This window comes from Streptomyces sp. WM6378, from assembly GCF_001279695.1.
Lineage (GTDB): Bacteria > Actinomycetota > Actinomycetes > Streptomycetales > Streptomycetaceae > Streptomyces.
The window spans coordinates 95,585-115,058 of record NZ_LGDD01000036.1 but is presented as its reverse complement, the minus strand read 5'-3'; the positions used below and the strand labels follow the sequence as shown (position 1 = coordinate 115,058).

17 protein-coding genes are annotated in these 19,474 nt (G+C 71.9%); 12 read left to right on the top strand and 5 right to left on the bottom strand.

What is annotated here, in order from left to right:
- Window positions 1–58 precede the first annotated feature (58 nt).
- The 7 genes from ADK54_RS06230 to metK all read left to right on the top strand — a co-directional run bounded on the left by ADK54_RS06230 (window position 59) and on the right by metK (window position 6,469).
- A complete protein-coding gene (locus ADK54_RS06230) occupies window positions 59–1,171 on the top strand; it encodes a quinone-dependent dihydroorotate dehydrogenase (protein ID WP_053724507.1) in 1,113 nt (370 codons plus the stop codon).
- Entirely contained in the window at window positions 1,168–2,001 is an 834-nt protein-coding gene (pyrF, locus tag ADK54_RS06225) for an orotidine-5'-phosphate decarboxylase (RefSeq protein WP_053724506.1), read from the top strand. The genes ADK54_RS06230 and pyrF overlap by 4 nt, the downstream gene beginning before the upstream one ends.
- A gap of 373 nt (window positions 2,002–2,374) precedes the next feature.
- On the top strand, window positions 2,375–2,698 hold the full coding sequence (locus ADK54_RS06220; RefSeq protein WP_053724505.1) for an integration host factor: 324 nt from the start codon (window positions 2,375–2,377) through the stop codon (window positions 2,696–2,698).
- A gap of 38 nt (window positions 2,699–2,736) precedes the next feature.
- Entirely contained in the window at window positions 2,737–3,330 is a 594-nt protein-coding gene (gene gmk, locus ADK54_RS06215; protein ID WP_053724504.1) for a guanylate kinase, read from the top strand.
- An 85-nt stretch (window positions 3,331–3,415) separates the two neighbouring features.
- Window positions 3,416–3,688, top strand: a complete 273-nt coding sequence (rpoZ, locus tag ADK54_RS06210; protein WP_005319902.1) for a DNA-directed RNA polymerase subunit omega — start codon at window positions 3,416–3,418, stop codon at window positions 3,686–3,688.
- 106 nt (window positions 3,689–3,794) lie between these two features.
- The gene (gene coaBC, locus ADK54_RS06205) at window positions 3,795–5,027 is read left to right on the top strand and encodes a bifunctional phosphopantothenoylcysteine decarboxylase/phosphopantothenate--cysteine ligase CoaBC (protein ID WP_053724503.1); all 1,233 of its coding nucleotides are present in this window, start codon (window positions 3,795–3,797) and stop codon (window positions 5,025–5,027) included.
- Window positions 5,028–5,260: 233 nt separating this feature from the next.
- A complete protein-coding gene (gene metK / locus ADK54_RS06200; protein ID WP_053724502.1) occupies window positions 5,261–6,469 on the top strand; it encodes a methionine adenosyltransferase in 1,209 nt (402 codons plus the stop codon).
- A 75-nt stretch (window positions 6,470–6,544) separates the two neighbouring features.
- Here the strand turns inward: metK and ADK54_RS06195 are convergent, their stop codons facing one another.
- The 4 genes from ADK54_RS06195 to ADK54_RS06180 are packed head-to-tail and all read right to left on the bottom strand — an operon-like array spanning window position 6,545 to window position 11,656.
- Window positions 6,545–7,627 carry a hypothetical protein gene (locus tag ADK54_RS06195; RefSeq protein WP_159047641.1) on the bottom strand — a complete coding sequence of 361 codons (1,083 nt, stop codon included), beginning with the start codon at window positions 7,625–7,627 and terminating at the stop codon, window positions 6,545–6,547.
- Between the two features lie 18 nt (window positions 7,628–7,645).
- Complete coding sequence (locus ADK54_RS06190) at window positions 7,646–9,592, bottom strand: hypothetical protein (protein ID WP_053724501.1); 1,947 nt, start codon at window positions 9,590–9,592, stop codon at window positions 7,646–7,648.
- The gene (locus ADK54_RS06185) at window positions 9,589–10,344 is read right to left on the bottom strand and encodes a toll/interleukin-1 receptor domain-containing protein (protein WP_053724500.1); all 756 of its coding nucleotides are present in this window, start codon (window positions 10,342–10,344) and stop codon (window positions 9,589–9,591) included. The genes ADK54_RS06190 and ADK54_RS06185 overlap by 4 nt, the downstream gene beginning before the upstream one ends.
- A gap of 28 nt (window positions 10,345–10,372) precedes the next feature.
- Window positions 10,373–11,656, bottom strand: a complete 1,284-nt coding sequence (locus ADK54_RS06180; protein ID WP_053724499.1) for a helix-turn-helix domain-containing protein — start codon at window positions 11,654–11,656, stop codon at window positions 10,373–10,375.
- Window positions 11,657–11,869: 213 nt separating this feature from the next.
- Here ADK54_RS06180 and ADK54_RS06175 point away from each other — a divergent pair, with 213 nt between their 5' ends.
- A complete protein-coding gene (locus tag ADK54_RS06175; protein ID WP_053724498.1) occupies window positions 11,870–14,017 on the top strand; it encodes a primosomal protein N' in 2,148 nt (715 codons plus the stop codon).
- A 76-nt stretch (window positions 14,018–14,093) separates the two neighbouring features.
- Here the strand turns inward: ADK54_RS06175 and ADK54_RS06170 are convergent, their stop codons facing one another.
- A complete protein-coding gene (locus ADK54_RS06170; protein ID WP_053724497.1) occupies window positions 14,094–14,633 on the bottom strand; it encodes a hypothetical protein in 540 nt (179 codons plus the stop codon).
- 335 nt (window positions 14,634–14,968) lie between these two features.
- On the opposite strand from ADK54_RS06170, the gene fmt reads away from it, so the two are divergent.
- From fmt to ADK54_RS06150, 4 genes are all read left to right on the top strand, one after another.
- Window positions 14,969–15,913: a methionyl-tRNA formyltransferase gene (gene fmt, locus ADK54_RS06165; protein WP_053724496.1), complete on the top strand. Its 945-nt coding sequence runs from the start codon at window positions 14,969–14,971 to the stop codon at window positions 15,911–15,913.
- 38 nt (window positions 15,914–15,951) lie between these two features.
- Window positions 15,952–17,409, top strand: coding sequence for an RsmB/NOP family class I SAM-dependent RNA methyltransferase (locus tag ADK54_RS06160; protein WP_053724495.1), 1,458 nt, complete (start codon window positions 15,952–15,954; stop codon window positions 17,407–17,409).
- Between the two features lie 234 nt (window positions 17,410–17,643).
- On the top strand, window positions 17,644–18,327 hold the full coding sequence (rpe, locus tag ADK54_RS06155; protein ID WP_053724494.1) for a ribulose-phosphate 3-epimerase: 684 nt from the start codon (window positions 17,644–17,646) through the stop codon (window positions 18,325–18,327).
- 92 nt (window positions 18,328–18,419) lie between these two features.
- The gene (locus ADK54_RS06150) at window positions 18,420–19,469 is read left to right on the top strand and encodes a sugar-binding transcriptional regulator (RefSeq protein ID WP_078966155.1); all 1,050 of its coding nucleotides are present in this window, start codon (window positions 18,420–18,422) and stop codon (window positions 19,467–19,469) included.
- The last annotated feature ends 5 nt before the right edge of the window (window positions 19,470–19,474 follow it).

Below are 19,474 nucleotides of genomic sequence, written 5' to 3'. Positions count from 1 at the left end.
GGGGGACACCGGAAATCGGTGTCCCCCTCGTCATGAGCCCCTGAGGACACCGAGAAACATGTACAAGCTCTTCTTCAACCTCGTCTTCAAGCGCATGGACCCGGAGCAGGCCCACTACCTGGCCTTCCGCTGGATCCGCCTCGCGGCCCGCATCCCCGTCCTGCGCACCTTCGTCGCCGCCGTGCTCGCGCCCCGCCACAAGGAGCTGCGCACCGAGGCGCTCGGCCTGCGCATGCACGGCCCCTTCGGCCTCGCCGCCGGCTTCGACAAGAACGCCGTCGCGATCGACGGCATGTCCATGCTCGGCTTCGACCACATCGAGATCGGCACCGTCACCGGCGAGCCCCAGCCCGGCAACCCGAAGAAGCGCCTGTTCCGGCTCGTGCCGGACCGCGCGCTGATCAACCGCATGGGCTTCAACAACGAGGGCTCGGCGGCGGTGGCCGAGCGCCTGGCGGCACGCAAGGCGGTGTTCCGTACGACCGTGGGCGTCAACATCGGCAAGACCAAGGTCGTCCCCGAGGCCGAGGCCGCCGCCGACTACGTGAAGTCGACCGAGCGCCTGGCCGAGCACGCCGACTACCTCGTCGTGAACGTCTCCTCGCCGAACACGCCCGGCCTGCGCAACCTCCAGGCCACCGAGTCGCTGCGCCCGCTCCTGACCGCCGTGCGCGAGGCCGCCGACCGCAGCGTCCAGGGCCGTCGCGTCCCGCTGCTCGTCAAGATCGCGCCCGACCTCGCCGACGCCGACATCGACGCGGTCGCCGACCTCGCCGTCGAGCTCGGCCTCGACGGCATCATCGCCACGAACACCACGATCGCCCGGGACGGGCTCGGCCTGAAGTCCTCCGCCGACCTCGTCAAGGAGACCGGCGGCCTGTCCGGCGCCCCGCTCAAGGAGCGCTCCCTGGAGGTCCTCGGCCGCCTGTACGCCCGCGTCGGCGACCGCCTGGTCCTGATCGGCGTCGGCGGCATCGAGAACGCCGAGGACGCCTGGCAGCGCATCCTGGCCGGCGCCACCCTGGTCCAGGGCTACAGCGCCTTCATCTACGAGGGTCCCTTCTGGGGCCGCGCGATCCACAAGGGCCTCGCCGCCCGGCTCGCCACCTCCCCGTACGCAACGCTCGCCGAGGCCGTCGGCGCCGAGACCCGGAAGAAGGCCGCCGCATGATCCCCTTCGGTACCCGACTGCGCGAGGCGATGGACACCCGCGGCCCGCTCTGCGTGGGCATCGACCCGCACGCGTCCCTGCTCGCGGACTGGGGCCTGAACGACGACATCGCCGGTCTTGAGCGCTTCACCCGCATCGTGGTGGAGGCGCTGGCCGACCGGGTGGCCGTCCTCAAGCCGCAGTCCGCGTTCTTCGAGCGGTTCGGCTCGCGCGGCACCGCCGTCCTGGAGAAGGCCGTCGAGGAGGCCCGCGCGGCCGGCACGCTGGTCCTGATGGACGCCAAGCGCGGCGACATCGGCTCCACCATGGCGGCGTACGCGGCCACCTACCTGGACCCGGCGTCCCCGCTCTTCTCGGACGCCGTGACCGTCTCGCCCTACCTCGGCTTCGGCTCGCTGCGCCCGGCGCTCGACCTGGCCGCGAAGTCCGGCTCGGGCGTCTTCGTGCTCGCCCTGACCTCCAACCCGGAGGGCGCCGAGGTCCAGCGCTCGACGGCGGCCGACGGCCGTCCCCTTGCCCAGCTGATGCTGGACCACATGGCCGCCGAGAACGCGGGCGCCTCGCCGATGGGCTCGGTCGGCGCGGTGGTCGGCGCGACGCTGGGCGACGCCGGGGTGAACCTCGACATCAACGGCCCGCTGCTCGCCCCCGGCATCGGCGCCCAGGGCGCGACCCCGGCCGACCTCCCCGGCGTCTTCGGCTCCGCCGTGCGCAACGTCGTCCCGAGCGTCAGCCGCGGCGTCCTGCGCCACGGCCCGGACGTGAGCGCCCTGCGCGAGGCGGCGGCCCGCTACGCCGACGAGGTCCGCGCGGCGATCGGGCAGGCCTGATCCACCACGGCGCCCCGGTGTGACATACGTCGCACCGGGGCGCCGTGCTTCCCGGACGTGCGAGGACGGTCGCCGGACCGGTTCTCGGAACGGCGGGACCGCCCGTCCGGAGAGGCCGTGGGGTGCGCGCACACCGAACGTTGACAATTTCCTTACTCAAAACCAGGGTGTTTTGTCCGAAAAGTCCCGGTCGGCTGAGGCTGACCAGGACTTTTCGTCTGTTCTCGCTGACTGGAGCGGCCTTGGCCGCTAGTCTCCGACGAGAGCAGACGAGCACGTGCGCGAGTGCGTTGTTCGTTGCTCGCCTGGTGTGGGGCGATTAGGTTCCTCACCGGTCCGTATCCGACAGTTCGACATCCGAGGTGACGTAGGCGTGGCTCTTCCGCCCCTTACCCCTGAACAGCGCGCAGCCGCGCTCGAAAAGGCCGCCGCGGCTCGCCGGGAGCGGGCCGAGGTCAAGAATCGACTCAAGCACTCCGGCGCCTCGCTCCACGAGGTCATCAAGTCGGGCCAGGAGAACGACGTCATCGGGAAGATGAAGGTCTCCGCGCTCCTTGAGTCCCTGCCCGGCGTGGGCAAGGTCCGCGCCAAGCAGATCATGGAGCGGCTCGGGATTTCCGAGAGCCGCCGCGTGCGGGGGCTCGGCTCCAACCAGATCGCGTCCCTTGAGCGCGAGTTCGGCGGCTCCGGGGCCTGACGTCTCGGGCATACCCGAGAAGCTGGAATAATCGCCGCATGGCAGCAACACCCCGGGGGACCACCCCCGTACCCCCGGACGCACGTCCGCGGCTGACCGTGCTCTCCGGCCCCTCCGGGGTCGGCAAGAGCACGGTCGTCGCTCATATGCGCAAGGTCCACCCCGAGGTCTGGCTCTCGGTGTCGGCGACGACCCGCAAGCCGCGCCCCGGCGAGCGGCACGGCGTGCAGTACTTCTTCGTCGACGACGAGGAGTTCGACAAGCTCGTCGCCAACGGCGAGCTCCTTGAGTGGGCCGAGTTCGCGGGCAACCGTTACGGAACCCCGCGCAAGGCCGTGCTCGAACACCTCGAAGCGGGCGAGCCCGTCCTCCTGGAGATCGACCTCCAGGGCGCCCGGCTCGTACGCGAGTCGATGCCCGAGGCCCAGCTGGTCTTCCTCGCGCCGCCGAGCTGGGACGAACTGGTCCGTCGGCTCACCGGCCGGGGCACCGAGGCGCCGGAGGTCATCGAGCGCCGCCTGGCCGCCGCGAAGGTCGAACTGGCCGCCGAGGCCGAGTTCGATACGACACTGGTCAACACCTCGGTCGAGGACGTGGCCCGTGAGCTGCTAGCCTTGATGCGAGTTGTTTGATCGAGTCGTACGACGTCATTTGTCTGACGCCGATTCGACTCATTTGATTCAGCTCACATCTTCGATCCCCATCGGAAGGCAGAGAGTGTCCTCTTCCATTACCGCGCCCGAGGGCATCATCAACCCTCCGATTGATGAGCTCCTTGAGGCAACCGACTCGAAGTACAGCCTGGTGATCTACGCGGCCAAGCGTGCCCGCCAGATCAACGCGTACTACTCGCAGCTCGGTGAGGGTCTGCTTGAGTACGTCGGCCCGCTGGTGGACACCCACGTCCACGAGAAGCCGCTCTCGATCGCGCTGCGCGAGATCAACGCGGGTCTGCTGACCTCCGAGGCCATCGAGGGCCCCGCCCAGTAGGCGACAGAACATCCCACCACAGGCCCGGCAGCGCGACTGCCGGGCCTGTGGTGTGTCATGGGTACGTACACGCATCAGGCGCGCGCGGGGAGAGGCGAGTTTTCCGATGGCCAAGCCGAAGGTCGTTCTGGGGGTCAGCGGCGGCATCGCCGCCTACAAGGCGTGCGAGCTGCTGCGCCGGCTCACCGAGTCGGGGCACGACGTACGGGTGGTGCCGACCGAGTCGGCGCTGCACTTCGTCGGGGCCGCCACCTGGTCGGCACTGTCCGGCCATCCCGTCTCGACCGAGGTCTGGTCCGACGTCCACGAGGTGCCGCACGTCCGGATCGGGCAGGACGCCGACCTCGTGATCGTGGCCCCGGCCACCGCCGACATGCTGGCCAAGGCCGCGCACGGGCTCGCCGACGACCTGCTGACCAACACCCTGCTCACCGCCCGCTGCCCGGTCGTCTTCGCGCCCGCGATGCACACCGAGATGTGGGAGCACCCCGCGACGCAGGAGAACGTGGCGACGCTGCGCCGCCGGGGCGCGGTCGTCGTCGAGCCCGCCGTCGGACGGCTCACCGGCGTCGACACCGGCAAGGGGCGGCTGCCCGACCCGGGCGAGCTGTTCGAGGTGTGCCGCCGGGTGCTCGCGCGGGGGAGTGCCGAGCGGGATCTGGCCGGGCGGCACGTGGTGATCAGCGCGGGCGGCACGCGCGAGCCGCTCGACCCCGTCCGCTATCTCGGCAACCGCTCCTCCGGCAAGCAGGGGTACGCCCTCGCGCGGACCGCCGTCGCGCGGGGGGCCAGGGTCACCCTGATCGAGGCGAACACCGGGCTGCCGGACCCGGCGGGCGCCGATGTGGTCCGCGTCGGCACCGCCGTACAGCTGCGGGAAGCCGTCCTGAAGGCGGCCCCGGACGCCGACGCCGTGGTCATGGCGGCCGCCGTCGCCGACTTCCGGCCCGAGTCGTACGCCGCCGGGAAGATCAAGAAGAAGGACGGCGAGGAGCCCGCGCCGCTCACCCTGGTCCGCAATCCGGACATCCTGGCCGAGATCTCCGCCGAGCGGGCCCGTCCGGAGCAACTGGTCGTCGGCTTCGCCGCGGAGACCGACGACGTGCTCGCCAACGGCCGCCTCAAACTCCGGCGCAAGGGGTGCGACCTGCTCGTCGTCAACGAGGTCGGCGAGCGCAAGACGTTCGGCTCCGAGGAGAACGAGGCCGTGGTCCTGGGGGCCGACGGCTCGGAGACGCCGGTCCCGTACGGCCCGAAGGAAGCCCTCGCCGACACGGTGTGGGATCTGGTGGGCCAGCGTTTCGGACAAACAGCCGCCGCGCCTGCCGACCGCCCGTAGCCCTCCCGGACCCGGGCCCGGGGGCATGATCCCGGGCCCGCGCGTAGTGTCGTCGACAGCCGAGACAGACGTTCGTACGAGCAGATCCGGAGATCTCCGGACTCCACGGATCGAGACACGTGGTCCAACGAGCAGAACCGACCGATAAACTGGTCTCGGAACCGCAGCCGGGCGCAGCTCCCGGCGCGACCGACCATGATCAGCCAGCAGCCGCTGCAACCCCAGGGAGCGTTGTGTCCCGTCGTCTCTTCACCTCGGAGTCAGTGACCGAGGGTCACCCCGACAAGATCGCTGACCAGATCAGCGACACGATCCTCGACGCGCTTCTGCGCGAGGACCCGACCTCCCGCGTCGCCGTGGAGACCCTCATCACCACGGGCCTGGTGCACGTGGCCGGAGAGGTCACGACCAAGGCTTACGCGCCGATCGCCCAGCTGGTCCGCGACAAGATCCTGGAGATCGGCTACGACTCGTCGAAGAAGGGCTTCGACGGCGCCTCCTGCGGCGTCTCGGTGTCCATCGGCGCGCAGTCCCCGGACATCGCGCAGGGTGTCGACACGGCGTACGAGAAGCGTGTCGAGGGCGATGAGGACGAGCTCGACAAGCAGGGTGCCGGCGACCAGGGCCTGATGTTCGGCTACGCCACGGACGAGACGCCCGAACTGATGCCGCTGCCGATCCACATCGCGCACCGTCTCGCGCGCCGCCTGACCGAGGTCCGCAAGAACGGGACCATCCCGTACCTGCGCCCCGACGGCAAGACCCAGGTCACCATCGAGTACGACGGCGACAAGGCCGTCCGCCTCGACACGGTCGTCGTCTCCACGCAGCACGCGAGCGACATCGACCTGGAGTCGCTGCTCGCCCCCGACATCCGCGAGTTCGTCGTCGAGCACGTCCTCAAGCAGCTCGTCGAGGACGGCATCAAGCTGGACACCGACGCCTACCGCCTCCTGGTGAACCCGACCGGCCGCTTCGAGATCGGCGGCCCGATGGGCGACGCCGGCCTGACCGGCCGCAAGATCATCATCGACACGTACGGCGGCATGGCCCGCCACGGCGGCGGCGCCTTCTCCGGCAAGGACCCGTCCAAGGTCGACCGCTCGGCCGCCTACGCCATGCGCTGGGTCGCCAAGAACGTCGTGGCCGCCGGCCTCGCCGCGCGCTGCGAGGTCCAGGTCGCCTACGCCATCGGCAAGGCCGAGCCGGTCGGCCTGTTCGTCGAGACGTTCGGCACCAACACGGTCGACAACGACAAGATCGAGACCGCGATCAACCAGGTCTTCGACCTGCGCCCCGCCGCGATCATCCGCGACCTCGACCTGCTCCGCCCGATCTACGCCCAGACCGCCGCCTACGGCCACTTCGGCCGCGAGCTCCCCGACTTCACGTGGGAGCGCACGGACCGCGTGGAGGCCCTGCGCAAGGCCGCGGGCCTGTAGCCGACACGGCATCCTCACGAGGGCCCCGGACCGGGTTCGGTCCGGGGCCCTCGTGTGCTTGCTGCCGGAATCCGGTCATGACCCCGGGGGCGGGGTCTCGGCGGGGTCCTCGGGCATCCGGCCGTCGAAGCGGTATTTGATCCGGGCGGCGGCTTCGCTCTTTCCGTGTGCCTCGGCCACCTGGACCAGGTGCTCCGCGAACAGGGCCAGGTCGGGGTCGTGCGGGCCGAAGCCGAACCAGGCGATCACGTCGTCCAGGCGATGGCCCGGCGATGCCTCTGGCGGTTCCTCGTGCCGCTCCTGGGCGGTTTCCGGGCCGAGTGGGCTCTCCTCGTCGAAGTCCTGCTGCGGCGGAACAGGGGGAGGCGGCACCAGGTGCCGGAACTCCGGTGCCACCTCGTCGTTGTTGGCCGCGGCGGTAAGCCTGGCGAGGACGCCGATCCGGTCCACGGTCTCCTCGATCCGGTCCTCGTTGCGGGACAGCCACCACACCACCGCGCTGCCGGTGTCCTTGAGGACGTCGCCGCCCAGGTAGTCGCGCTTGTTGCGTTCGTGGCTGCGCTCGTGCTCCCAGACGTCCCGCTCCTTGCGTACGGTCGAGAGTTTGGCCAGCCGTTCCAGATCCGGATCGGGAAGGCAGAGCGAGACGTCCAGGGCCATGGCGAGCAGCCGTCCGCTGGAGTCGGCCTGCATCGTGGCGAGAGCGCCGTCGAGCCGGTGTTGTACCAGCGCGCTCCGGGACGGGGGCTGGCCCGCGGTTATCTCCCGGGCCCGGTGCAGGACGGCATCGACGGCGAGCCCGGACGGATTGATGAGGGCGGCCCCGTCGGGCGATTCGAGAAGGCTCCAGCGCACCGTGGCCGAGAACAGGAAGTCGTAGTCCGCGACCGCACTCGGCAGTGCGACGCCGCTGACGCGGATCTCCTGGCGCGGGGCGGGCGGTATGGGCAGATCGGGTTCCATGGCCAGGTGGGGCGGGAACCGGTCACGGTCCCCGGCCATGAGCCGATTGACCGCCAGGGCGGCCGTGACCAGCACGGCGGCCAGGACGGGCCAGGCCCAGCGCGGCCACTGCAGTGCGACGCCCGCGATGACGAGCAGCAGCCCGAGCAGAAGGGTGACGAAGACCGTCATGGTGTTGCGACCTGAGCCGATCATGTTCTCCCCCGAGGAGTGTCAGACAGCGGGCACCAGGAAACTGAGCCCCTGGGCGAAGTTGATCTTCTGGACGAGCAGGCCCACGATGCGGGGCTCGTCGCCGGGCTTTGGCGGACGGGACCGCTCCCAGTCGCGGGCGAGCTGATAGAGGCCACCGAGCAGGGCGGCCTCATTCCGGCAGCCGTCCACGAGCACGTCGAGCAGCCGCTCCGAGCCGGAGCCGTCCACGACAGCCGTGAACCAGCGGACCGCATACGGGTGCCACTCCTCACGCGGAAGCTTCTGGAAGACCGCGGCCCAGCCGGCGGTGAGTCCCGCACGCACCTCCTGCGAGGCGGTGAGCCGCACGGACTGGGTGAGCGCGAGGAACAGACCGAGGTCCCTGGCCCAAGCCGATTCCACCAGGCTGCGACGGACGCGCTGGAGCAACAGGCGGTACATACGGCTGTTGCCGAGCGCGAGGTCGAGCAGGGCAGTGCGCGCGGTGTCCGCCACCCGCCCGTCCGCCCGGCGGTCCAGGTGGTGGAGCCGTACCAGCGCCTGGTGCGGGTGGCTGCGCCGCATGGTCTCCGAGCAGACCAGTACGAGTACTTGTTTGAGGTTCTGCGGCAGGCTTCCGGTGATCGACCAGTCATAGATCCGCTGCCGGAATCTCTGGCCGTACTGCTCGTCGGCCAGACCGCGGTTGAGCGCCTGCGCCGCATCCGGGATGAGCCGGACCTGGCCGTGGCGGCCGGTCCAGGCCTCGGCCAGCCACAGCAGGTCGTCGGGCCGGCCGGCCCTCAGACACTGCTCGGCGAACCGCACGATGGCGGGACCGTGTTCGTCCTCGCCGATCCGGGGCCGTGCCAGGCAGTCGTGGAACCAGCGGCGGAGCTGTTCGGTCAGATCCGGAAAGTACGTCCAGAAGTGTTCCCGGACGCCTCGGTCGTAGTTGTGCGTTCGGAACCGGACGAGCCCGTCGGGGCCGGTTTCCGCGCCCAGCTCGGTCAACTCGCGGTTCAGGTCCGTCTGTTCCAGGCGCGGCCGTTCGTCGGGTGGGTGGGACAGGGCCGACAGCAGTGCGGAGGCGGTGCGCAGCACCGTGGCGGGCGGGGATTCGTGGAACATCGCGAGGGCGAGCAGCAGGGCCCGTCGACGGCCCGAGTCGTGGGTGGCCAGGTCCGCGGCGACCTCGGCGCTCCGGTCGGCCACCCGCTTGATGGCCCGGTCGCGCCAGCTGGGGAAGCCGCCGGGTATGCCGTCGTCCCGCAGGCTGCGGATGCGGTCCGCGAGCTCGGCGACCTCCCGCATCGGAACTCTCGCCAGATGGTTCACGAGGCTCTGGACACCCAATTCCGCCACCGTCGGTCGGATGTTGTCGAGTTGGAGATACCGACTGAGTACGTCACGCGAAGAAGGCTTGGTGAGCTCCGCGGTGTAGGGCTTGAGCTCGACCCTCTGCAGGTAGGAGTGATGGTGCGGCAGCACGACGGCGAGCAGGGCCCGCCGCTCGACGAGTCTGGCCCGGAAGTCCGGCAGTCGGCGCTGGAGGGAGAGATAGCGGGCCTCGTCGACGGCCGACAGATCGAGCATCAGCCGGTCGCCCTCACTCACCTCACTCGCGTCGAGGACCGACCCGCTGTCGTCCTCGGTGTCCGGCAGTTCGTACAACCCGCCTGATCCGTCCGCGAGTTCGTGCAGGAGCATCAGGGCGGCGGCCCGCCTGCCCGCTCCGGGGCGAGCCGAGAGCAGTACGACGGAGTTGGTCCGGAGCAGCGTGCGTGCTCGCTGCATTCCGCCAGGGGCGACGAACCTCTGGTCCAGCCAGTCGCCGTCGCGGTCCGTGATGCTGCGCAGACTCGGCCCTGCCTCGTGCCGTAACCGATCCGAGGCGAGAGCGAGGGAGATGTTGAGCTGGGTTCCGTCGCCGGTGTGCACAGCGCCGTAGGACTCGCTGATGTACGCGCTGTACGGCTCGGTCACTTCTCGGCCCCGGGGCGCTTCGCGTCGCCGAACCGCTGGCGGATGCCACCGTGATTGTCCCCGGCCACGTAATTGGTTCCGTCGCCGTTGATCTGAGGGCCGTTGACCTGGCTGCCGGATCCGGTGTGCAGGGGGCCGTGCGCCTCGTTGATGAACGAGCCGACGTCACCGTGGACGCCGCCTATGCCGCCGCTCTGCTGGTCATTGCGGATAGTCGTGGCGCCGGGGGATTCCACGCTCGTGGGCTTGGATTCGGCCCCGTGGCGGTCCAGCGGGGCGAGGTCGGGCACCTGGCGGACCAGCCGGTCGCCGAGCCGAGCGAGATCGGCTTCGCCGGTGCGCATGGCGTACCGCTCGTACTGGCACTCGGCCAGGCTCTTCAGGGACCGGGGGAGCCGCAACGGGTCGAGCTGCTCCACATGGCGTCCGAGGAGGACCGGCACCACCAGGACCCCGGCGGCGAAAGCCTCTTCGAGTTCGCGCCGCACCCAGTCGCCCGGGTTCGTGAGAGCCCGGCGGCCGGGCCGCTTCTGGTCCGGGGCATCGAGCCAATCGGTTCCGATCAGCGCGAGTAACACCCGGCAGCGGCGCACGCCTTTGACCAGGGTGTCGACGTAATTGGTTCCGGGGGCGATGGACTTCTGGGCGCGGAACACGCTGTCCGTGCCGAACCGCTTGGACAACTCGTCGTCGAACCTGTGGGCAGTCTCTTTGCCGTCCTGGGTGCGGTAGTTGATGAAGAGCTCGTGCACGGGGTCGGTCCCTTCTCTGTGGACTTCGTCAGGAGTGGCGCGGCAGAACCGCGGTGAGCCGGGGAGCCACCTCACGTACACCGACGTTGCGCGGGTGCCGGGCGAGTAGCCGAGCGAGTCGCCGCAGATCGGTGGCGATGGTCGCCGAGTCGACCGCGGCGGCGGACGAGAGCAGCTCCGACGTGATGACGCAGGCCTGGTCGATGTCACCGGCGGCGGCGTGTGCGAGGGCGCGGCGTGCGCCGTGCCGGGCCCGGGCGCGCAGCGCATGGGCGGAGAGCCCGGCCGTTTCCCGGTCGAGGAGTTCGGCGGCCTGCCCCGGCCTGCCCAGTTCGTACAGGCACCAGCCCGTGTACATCGCGACGACATCGGGCACGTGCGAGGCCCCGAGTGTGGGTGTGTCGGAGCGGGCATTGTCCGCCGCGAGCAGTTCTCGCGCTTGGTCCAGGGACCGCATGGCCGCGCTGTGCTCACCTGTCACCGCGAGGCTCTGGGCCCGGTGCTGGGCTGCCAGTCCGCGGACCCGCGGAGCCGCCGCACTGTGCAGTGCCTGCTCGGCCAGCTGCGTGGCCTGTGCCGGATCGCCGCCGAACAGGCAGATCAGCGACCGCCGGACCAGGGCGTACGCGGCCAGCGCGTCGTCGCCGCCCCCATGGGCGAGCTGCACGGCACGGTCCGTCCACCACAGGGCCGTACGGTCGTCACCGGCCTCCTGTGCCATCCAGCCCGTGTATTCCGCGTACCGCGAGGCGAGGACCAGCAGCTCGTTCCTCGTCCGGGGTCCGGCGAGCCGGGCCAGCTGTTCCAGGGAGTGGGTCTGGGCGATCAGCGCCGACAGCAGGCTCCGGGGCGTCGCGGCCTGGCCGATTCGGCGGAACTGGTCGAAGAGCATCCGGGATGCTTCGACGAGCGTGCCCGCTCCGGTGTCCACCGGTAGCGGGTCGCCGCCCAGTTGGAGTGAGAGAGCCGACGCCGCGCCGACCGCGATCAGGCTGCGGCGCTTCACCGGCTGGAGCGTGCTGTCGCCGTCCTTGTCGAGATACATCAACCACACCTCGTCGTCGCGCCCGGGAGAGGGCAGGGACATCGGTGAACCTGCCGGTTCCAGCAGCCGGGCCAGGGCGCCGTCGGCAGTGAGTTCGGTGTCGCACAGGCGGGCGAGCTCAAGACTCGGACGCTTGAGACCACGTTCCACCTTGCTGAGCTGGGCCTTGCTGTAGTGCACACGCTTGCCGAGCTGTTCCAGGGAGAGATCCGCCGCCAGACGTCGTCGGCGAAGTTCTTCTCCGAAGCCGTACGGGTGCTGCTGCACGTGAACCTCCGTCGCTGCCGTCCGGGAGGCCGGCGACGACGCGAATCAGCGTGCGGCAGCCGACTGAGCGGAACAAGGCGAATGGGGACGTTTCCCGTTTCCTCATCCGGAGGGAATCGCACCCCTTTCAGGCTGTCGAGGGGAGCCCGGCCCGAACCGGCCAGCTACCCGCGGCCGAGGCTGTTGTCAGTCCCGTCTGGTAGGAATTTGGCTGTGAGCAGCGAGAACGAACGGCAGGGTGGGGGCGCCGAGGGTGCGGGGCCGGAGCAGCTTGCGCTCATTCGGGAGACGGTGCGCAAGGCCAAGGTGCCCAAGGCCAAGCCGCGGACCTGGCGGGGGGCGGCGCTCGCCAAGGAGCTGCCGGTCGCCCGGGTCGTGGTGAACAAGGGCGTGCTGCATCTTGATCAGTACTTCGACTATGCCGTGCCGGAAGAACTTGATGCCGAGGCGCAGCCCGGGGTGCGGGTGCGGGTGCGGTTCGGGGCCGGGGCGCGCAACGTGCGGGACGGGCGTCGGGAGGGCGGCGGTCTGATCGATGGGTTCCTCGTCGAGCGGCGGGCCGAGTCGGACTACTCGGGCCCGCTGGCCGCCCTGGCCGGCGTCGTCTCGCCGGAGCGGGTGCTCAGCGCGGACATGCTGTCGCTCGCCCGGGCCGTCGCGGACCGGTACGCGGGCAGCCTCGCCGATGTGCTGCAGCTCGCCGTGCCGCCCCGCAATGCCAGGGCCGAGGCGAAGCCGTCGCCCGCGCCGGCCCCGCCCCCGGCCGAGCCGGCCGCCGGGACGTGGGAGCGGTATCGGCAAGGGCCCGCGTTCCTCAGGGCGTTGGCCACCGGCGGGTCTCCCCGCGCGGTGTGGACCGCGCTGCCCGGGCCGCACTGGGCACAGGAGATCGCCCGCGCCGTCGGGGCGACGCTCGCCTCGGGGCGCGGCGCTCTCGTCGTCGTGCCGGACGGGCGCAGCGCGGGCCGGGTCGACGCGGCGCTGACCTCGCTGCTCGGCGAGGGCCGGCACGCGCTGCTCACCGCCGATTCGGGCCCCGAGCGGCGCTACCGGCAGTGGCTCGCGGTGCGGCGCGGCGCGGTGCGGGCCGTGGTCGGCACCCGCGCGGCGATGTTCGCGCCGGTCGAGCAGCTCGGCCTCGTCGTCGTGTGGGAGGACGGGGACTCCAGCCACAGCGACGACAACGCCCCGTTCCCGCATGTCCGCGAGGTGCTCGAACTGCGGGCCGCGCACGACAAGTGCGGCTTCCTGCTCGGGAGTACGAGCTGCACGGTCGAGGCCGCCCAGTTGGTGCAGAGCGGCTGGGCCGCGCCGCTGGACGCCGACCGCACCGTGGCGCGGGCCGCCGCCCCGCTCGTACGCACCGTGGGGGACGGGGAGCTGGCGCGGGACGAGGCGGCGCGGGCGGCCCGGCTGCCGAGCCTGGCCTGGCAGGCCGTGCGGGAGGGGCTGAAGAGCGGTCCCGTCCTCGTGCAGGTGCCGAGGAGGGGGTACGCGCCCCGGCTCGCCTGCGCGCGCTGCCGTACGCCCGCCCGGTGCGGACGCTGCGCGGGCCCGCTGGAGGCGCCGGACGAGCGGGAGCTGAGGTGTACGTGGTGCGGGACGGCGGAGGCCGACTGGCACTGCGCGGAGTGCGGCGCGAACCGGCTGCGGGCCCAGATCGTCGGCGCCCGGCGGACCGCCGAGGAGCTCGGCCGGGCCTTCCCCGCGGTGCCCGTACGGACCTCGGGGCGCGACCACGTCCTGGACAGCGTGCCCGGCCAGCCCTCCCTCGTGGTGTCCACGCCGGGCGCCGAGCCGGTCGCCGAGGGCGGCTACGCGGCCGCGCTGCTCCTCGACGGCTGGGCGATGCTCAGCCGGCCCGACCTCAGGGCGGGCGAGGAGGCGCTGCGCCGCTGGATCTCGGCGGCCTCGCTGGTGCGCGGCCAGGACGAGGGCGGCACGGTGGTCGTGGTGGCCGAGCCCACGCTGCGGCCCGTGCAGGCGCTGGTCCGCTGGGACCCGGTCGGGCACGCCCTGCGCGAACTGGCCGAGCGGGCCGAGCTCGGCTTCCCGCCGGTCTCCCGGATGGCCGAGGCCATCGGGCGCCCGGAGGCGGTCGAGGCCTTCCTCATGGCGGCCCAACTGCCGCCCGACGCCCAGGTGTTGGGGCCCGTCCCGCTGCCGGTCGCCGATCCCGGACGGCCGCGCCGGCCCGGCGATCCGCCGGCGGGGGAGCGGTGGGAGCGGGCGCTGGTGCGGGTCCCGCCGGGCAGCGGCGCGGCCCTGGCAGCCGCCCTCAAGGCCGCCCAGGCGGCACGCCTTGCGCGCGGCGGCGGCGACCCGGTGCGCATCAGGATCGACCCGCCGGACATCGGCTGAGGCCCGTGCTCGGGGGCCACATGGGTGTGCCCCCGCGACACGTACGAACGCGAGGGCACGAAGCGGCGGAGCGGGGTCACCCGTTGCGGGGGCCGGGGAAGGCGCTGGTGCGGACCTCCTCGCGCAGGGACTGGCTGCTCGCCGTCGGCTGCGGCGGCATCGAACGGGCGGCGGGCACCGCGGGCATGGGGGGCAGCGGCGGCAGCGTGCGGGTCGGCGCGGCCTCGACCGGACGCTCGGTGTCCACCTGGCCCGCGGCCGGGGCGGTCGCCCGGCGGGACCCGTAACGGCGGTGCACCGCCTGCTTGGTGACGCCGAGCGCCGAGCCCACCGCGTCCCAGGAGAAGCCGAGGGAGCGGTCGAAGTCCACGGCCGCGGTCACCAGCGTCTCGACGCTGTCCCGCAGCTCCTGGGCGAGTCGTACGGTCGGGGCCGGGGCGCGTCCGTACACGACGAAGCCCGTGGAAGGGCCGGAGCGGCGCGGGCGGTAGACGTTGCCCAGCTGCGCGGTGAGGGTGCGCAGTGCGTCCACCTGCCGGCGGACCCGCTCGATGTCCCGCACCAACAGGTGCAGGCTGGCCCGCGCTTGGGCGTCGTGGGTTGCGTGGTCGGCCATGAGCAAGCCTCTCGAACCGGCGATGAAAGGGATGGTGAAGACGGTGCTTGTGTTGCGTTCTGCCGTGCTGTGTTGACGTGCTGGTAGTGCTGAAATGGCGCGGGCCGCAGAAGCGGCCCGGTTCGGTCAATCTCTCTTGACCAACGCGCTACCCGCTGTTGTGGTCACGCTGCGGGGGCGTATGGGCATATGCACAGGGCGCACAAGTCCCCGTACGCCCCTGCCGTAAGAGCGCGGACGGGAGGGCCGCACCGTCCTTGACGCCTGCGCGTACGCCCGCCGCCCAGGGGCCCATAGACTGAGACGCTGCTCTCGACAAAGCGAGGTAACCCCCAGTGAAGCTCGTCTTCGCAGGCACCCCCGAGGTCGCCGTCCCCGCCCTGGACGCCCTGATCGCATCCGGCCGGCACGAGGTCGCCGCGGTCGTCACCCGGCCCGACGCACCCGCCGGGCGCGGCCGCCGTCTGGTGGCGAGCCCGGTCGCCGAGCGCGCCGCGGAGGCCGGCATCGAGGTGCTCAAGCCCGTGAAGCCGCGGGACGAGCAGTTCCTGGCCCGGCTGCGCGAGATCGCGCCGGACTGCTGCCCGGTCGTCGCGTACGGGGCGCTCCTTCCCAAGGTCGCCCTCGACATCCCGGCGCACGGCTGGGTCAACCTGCACTTCTCGCTGCTGCCCGCGTGGCGCGGAGCCGCGCCCGTCCAGCACGCCGTCATGGCGGGCGACGAGATCACCGGCGCCGCCACCTTCCTCATCGAGGAGGGGCTCGACTCGGGCCCGGTGTACGGCACGGTCACCGAGGAGATCCGGCCCACCGACACCAGCGGCGACCTGCTCACCCGGCTCGCGTTCGCGGGCGCCGGGCTGCTCGCCGCGACCATGGACGGCATCGAGGACGGCTCCCTGAAGGCCGTCCCGCAGCCCGCCGACGGCATCTCGCTCGCCCCGAAGATCACCGTCGAGATGGCGCTCGTCGACTGGGCGGCCCCCGCGCTGCGGGTCGACCGCGTGGTGCGCGGCTGCACGCCCGCGCCCGGCGCCTGGACCGTGTTCCGCGGCGAGCGCCTCAAGCTCATCCAGGTGGCGCTGGTCACCGACCGCACCGACCTCGCGCCAGGCGAGCTCTCCGTCGCCAAGAACAACGTGTACGTGGGCACCGGCTCGCACGCCGTGGAACTGCTCTGGGTCCAGCCCCAGGGCAAGAAGCCGATGCGCGGCGCGGACTGGGCCCGCGGGGTCCGCATCGCCCCGGGTGAGCGCCTGGGGGCGGCGGACGTACGCTGAGGGGGTTCGCCCCATCTGATCCGCGGAGCACCTTTCACGTGAACGATTCGCCACGTCGCAGCCCGAACCCCAATGCGGGCAAGGCCGGCAAGCCGTACCGCCGTCCCAAGAAGGACCCGGTCCGCATCCTCGCTTTCGAGGCGTTGCGGGCCGTCGACGAGCGCGACGCCTACGCCAACCTCGTCCTGCCCCCGCTGCTCCGCAAGGCGCGCGAGGGCGGGAACTTCGACGCCCGGGATGCGGCCCTTGCCACCGAGCTCGTCTACGGGACGCTGCGCCGGCAGGGCACGTACGACGCGATCATCGCGGCCTGCATCGACCGGCCGCTGCGCGAGGTCGACCCGCCGGTGCTCGACGTGCTCGCGCTCGGCGCGCACCAGCTGCTCGGCACCCGGATCCCCACCCACGCCGCGGTCTCCGCGAGCGTCGAGCTGGCCCGCGTGGTGCTCGGCGACGGGCGGGCCAAGTTCGTCAACGCCGTCCTGCGGAAGATCTCGGCGGACGACCTCGACGGCTGGTTGGAGAAGGTCGCGCCCTCTTATGAGGACGACGCCGAGGACCACCTCGCGGTCGTCCACTCGCATCCGCGCTGGGTCGTCTCCGCGCTCTGGGACGCCCTCGGCGGCGGCCGGGCCGGCATCGAGGACCTCCTGGAGGCCGACAACGAGCGCCCCGAGGTGACCCTGGTCGCCCGCCCCGGCCGCTCCACCACCGACGAACTCCTCGACGCCCTCGGCGAGGAGGGCGGCCTGCCCGGCCGCTGGTCGCCGTACGCCGTGCGGATGGCCGAGGGCGGCGAGCCCGGAGCCCTGGACGCCGTGCGGGAGGGCCGGGCCGGCGTGCAGGACGAGGGCAGCCAGCTGGTGGCCGCCGCTCTCGCCAACGCCCCCCTGGAGGGCCGCGACGAGCGCTGGCTGGACGGCTGCGCGGGCCCCGGCGGCAAGGCCGCGCTGCTCGCCGCCCTGGCCGCCGGCCGCGGCGCCGCCCTGCTCGCCTCCGAGAAGCAGCCGCACCGGGCCCGCCTCGTCGAGCGCGCCCTGGCCGGCAACCCGGGCCCGTACCAGGTCATCGCGGCCGACGGCACGCGCCCGCCGTGGCTGCCCGGGGCCTTCGACCGCGTCCTGGTCGACGTGCCCTGCTCCGGGCTCGGCGCCCTGCGCCGCCGCCCGGAGGCCCGCTGGCGCCGCCGCCCCGAGGACCTGGAGGGATTCGCTCCGCTCCAGCGCGGGCTGCTGCGCGAGGCCCTGTCGGCGGTCCGCGTCGGCGGCGTCGTCGGGTACGCCACCTGCTCGCCGCACCTGGCGGAGACGCGGATCGTCGTCGAGGACGTCCTCAAGGGCCGCGGCGGCGCCGAGCCCGTCGAGGCCGACTGGATCGACGTGCGCCCGCTCATGCCCGGCGTCGCGGGCCTGGGAGAGGGCCCCGACGTACAGCTGTGGCCGCATCTGCACGGCACGGACGCGATGTACCTGGCGCTCCTGAGGCGCACGGCCTGACGAGCCGGGCCGGGATGCGTCCGGGCCCGAACTCGGCGCTCCTGTACGGGAGTTGAGCGGATCACGGTTTGGCTGTCGGCGTGTCGAAAGGGCTCCGGCCACGCGCGCCGGCAGCCGAAGGATCACGTCACGAGGCCCGCTGAATCGGCAGGATCGCCCGGTCCGCACGGATCCGGACAGGCTTCGACCGGCACTGTGGCAGGCAAGTTGCCCAGGGCATGGCAGGCTTGGGGCATGGCTCAGATCAACCCCAGCATCCTTTCCGCGGACTTCGCCAGGCTGGCCGACGAGGCAAAGGCCGTCCAAGGCGCCGACTGGCTGCATGTCGATGTGATGGACAACCACTTCGTGCCCAACCTCACGCTGGGGGTGCCCGTAGTGGAATCCCTCAGCCGGGCGACGAAGACGCCGCTGGACTGCCATCTGATGATCGAGGACCCGGACCGCTGGGCCCCGCAGTACGTGGAGGCGGGGGCCGGCTCGGTCACCTTCCACGTGGAGGCGGCGGCGGCCCCGGTCCGGCTCGCCCGGGAGATCCGTGCCAAGGGCGCCCGCGCGTCGATGGCGCTGAAGCCCGCGACGCCGATCGAGCCGTACGAGGACCTGCTCCCCGAGCTCGACATGCTGCTGATCATGACGGTGGAGCCGGGCTTCGGCGGCCAGTCCTTCCTCGACATCATGCTGCCGAAGATCCGCCGGACCCGTGAGCTGATCAGCAAACACGGACTTGAACTGTGGCTCCAGATCGACGGCGGCGTCTCGGCCTCCACGATCGAGCGCTGCGCCGAGGCCGGAGCGGACGTCTTCGTCGCCGGTTCGGCCGTCTACGGAGCCCACGACCCGGCCGAAGCGGTGCGCACCCTGCGCTCCCTGGCTGAACAGGCGACGGCGAGCGCACCCTGGGCGTGCGCACACTGAGCCGCCACTGAGTGAACGGAACCCTTCGGGGCTGATCAAGGACCGTTGGATCTGACAGGATGAACAGCGAGTCCGGTGCGTGAACAGCAGTTGTGAACAGCAGTGAGGAGATCGCGGTGTCTGCAATGTCGGCGGGTCGGTCAGCCCTGCGGATGGGACCCGCGGAGCTGGTGCAGGCGGCGGCCATGGCCCGCCGCTTCTACCTGGAGGGGAAGTCCAAGATCCAGATCGCCGAGGAGTTCGGCGTGAGCCGCTTCAAGGTGGCCCGGGTCCTGGAGACCGCCCTGGAGCGGGATCTCGTACGGATCGAGATCCGCGTCCCCGCCGAACTGGACGCGGAGCGCTCCGACGCCCTGCGCGCCCGGTACGGACTGCGGCACGCGGTCGTCGTCGAGTCCCCGGCCGAGGGCGAGGAGACCTCGCCCGACCCGGAGAACCTCGGAGAGACGGCCGCCGACCTGCTCGGCGAGCTCGTCAGCGAGGGCGACGTCCTGGGCCTGGCCTGGGGCCGCTCCACCATCCACATGGCCGCCGCCCTCGACCGGCTGCCGCCCTGCACGGTCGTCCAGCTGACCGGTGTGTACGACGCGGGCACCGCCGAGCGCGGCTCCGTCGAGGCCGTCCGCAGGGCCGCCCAGGTGTCCGGCGGCGAGGCCCACCCCATCTACGCCCCGATGCTGCTGCCCGACCCGGCCACCGCGGCCGCGCTGCGCAACCAGACCGGGATCGCCCGCGCCTTCGAGTACTTCGACAAGGTCACCGTCGCCGCGGTGTCCATCGGCTCGTGGGAGCCGGGCATCTCCACGGTCCACGACATGCTGACCGACGAGGAGCGGGCGCACTACGCCTCGCTCGGCGTCGCCGCCGAGATGTCCGCTCACCTCTTCGACGCGGAGGGCCGCCGGGTCGGCCGCGACCTGGGCGAGCGCTGCATCACGGTCGAGGCGGACCGGCTGCGCCGCATCCCGGAGGTCGTCGCGATCGCCGGGGGCCAGCGCAAGGCCGCGGCGATCGACGCGGTGCTCCGCTCCGGCCTGGTGACCAGCCTGGTCACGGACACGGCCGCGGCCGACTTCCTGCTCAACGAGACCGGGCCCAAGCCGCGGCCCGCGCTCGACCGCGCGGACCCGGATGGAATCTGACGTAC

Excerpts from the sequence above, each read along its gene's own strand:
- ADK54_RS06230 (WP_053724507.1), top strand. The coding sequence starts at position 59 with ATGTACAAGCTCTTCTTCAACCTCGTCTTCAAGCGCATGGACCCGGAG.
- gmk (WP_053724504.1), top strand. The coding sequence starts at position 2,737 with ATGGCAGCAACACCCCGGGGGACCACCCCCGTACCCCCGGACGCACGT.
- pyrF (WP_053724506.1), top strand. The coding sequence starts at position 1,168 with ATGATCCCCTTCGGTACCCGACTGCGCGAGGCGATGGACACCCGCGGC.
- coaBC (WP_053724503.1), top strand. The coding sequence starts at position 3,795 with ATGGCCAAGCCGAAGGTCGTTCTGGGGGTCAGCGGCGGCATCGCCGCC.
- rpe (WP_053724494.1), top strand. The coding sequence starts at position 17,644 with ATGGCTCAGATCAACCCCAGCATCCTTTCCGCGGACTTCGCCAGGCTG.
- ADK54_RS06170 (WP_053724497.1), bottom strand. The coding sequence starts at position 14,633 with ATGGCCGACCACGCAACCCACGACGCCCAAGCGCGGGCCAGCCTGCAC.
- ADK54_RS06195 (WP_159047641.1), bottom strand. The coding sequence starts at position 7,627 with ATGATCGGCTCAGGTCGCAACACCATGACGGTCTTCGTCACCCTTCTG.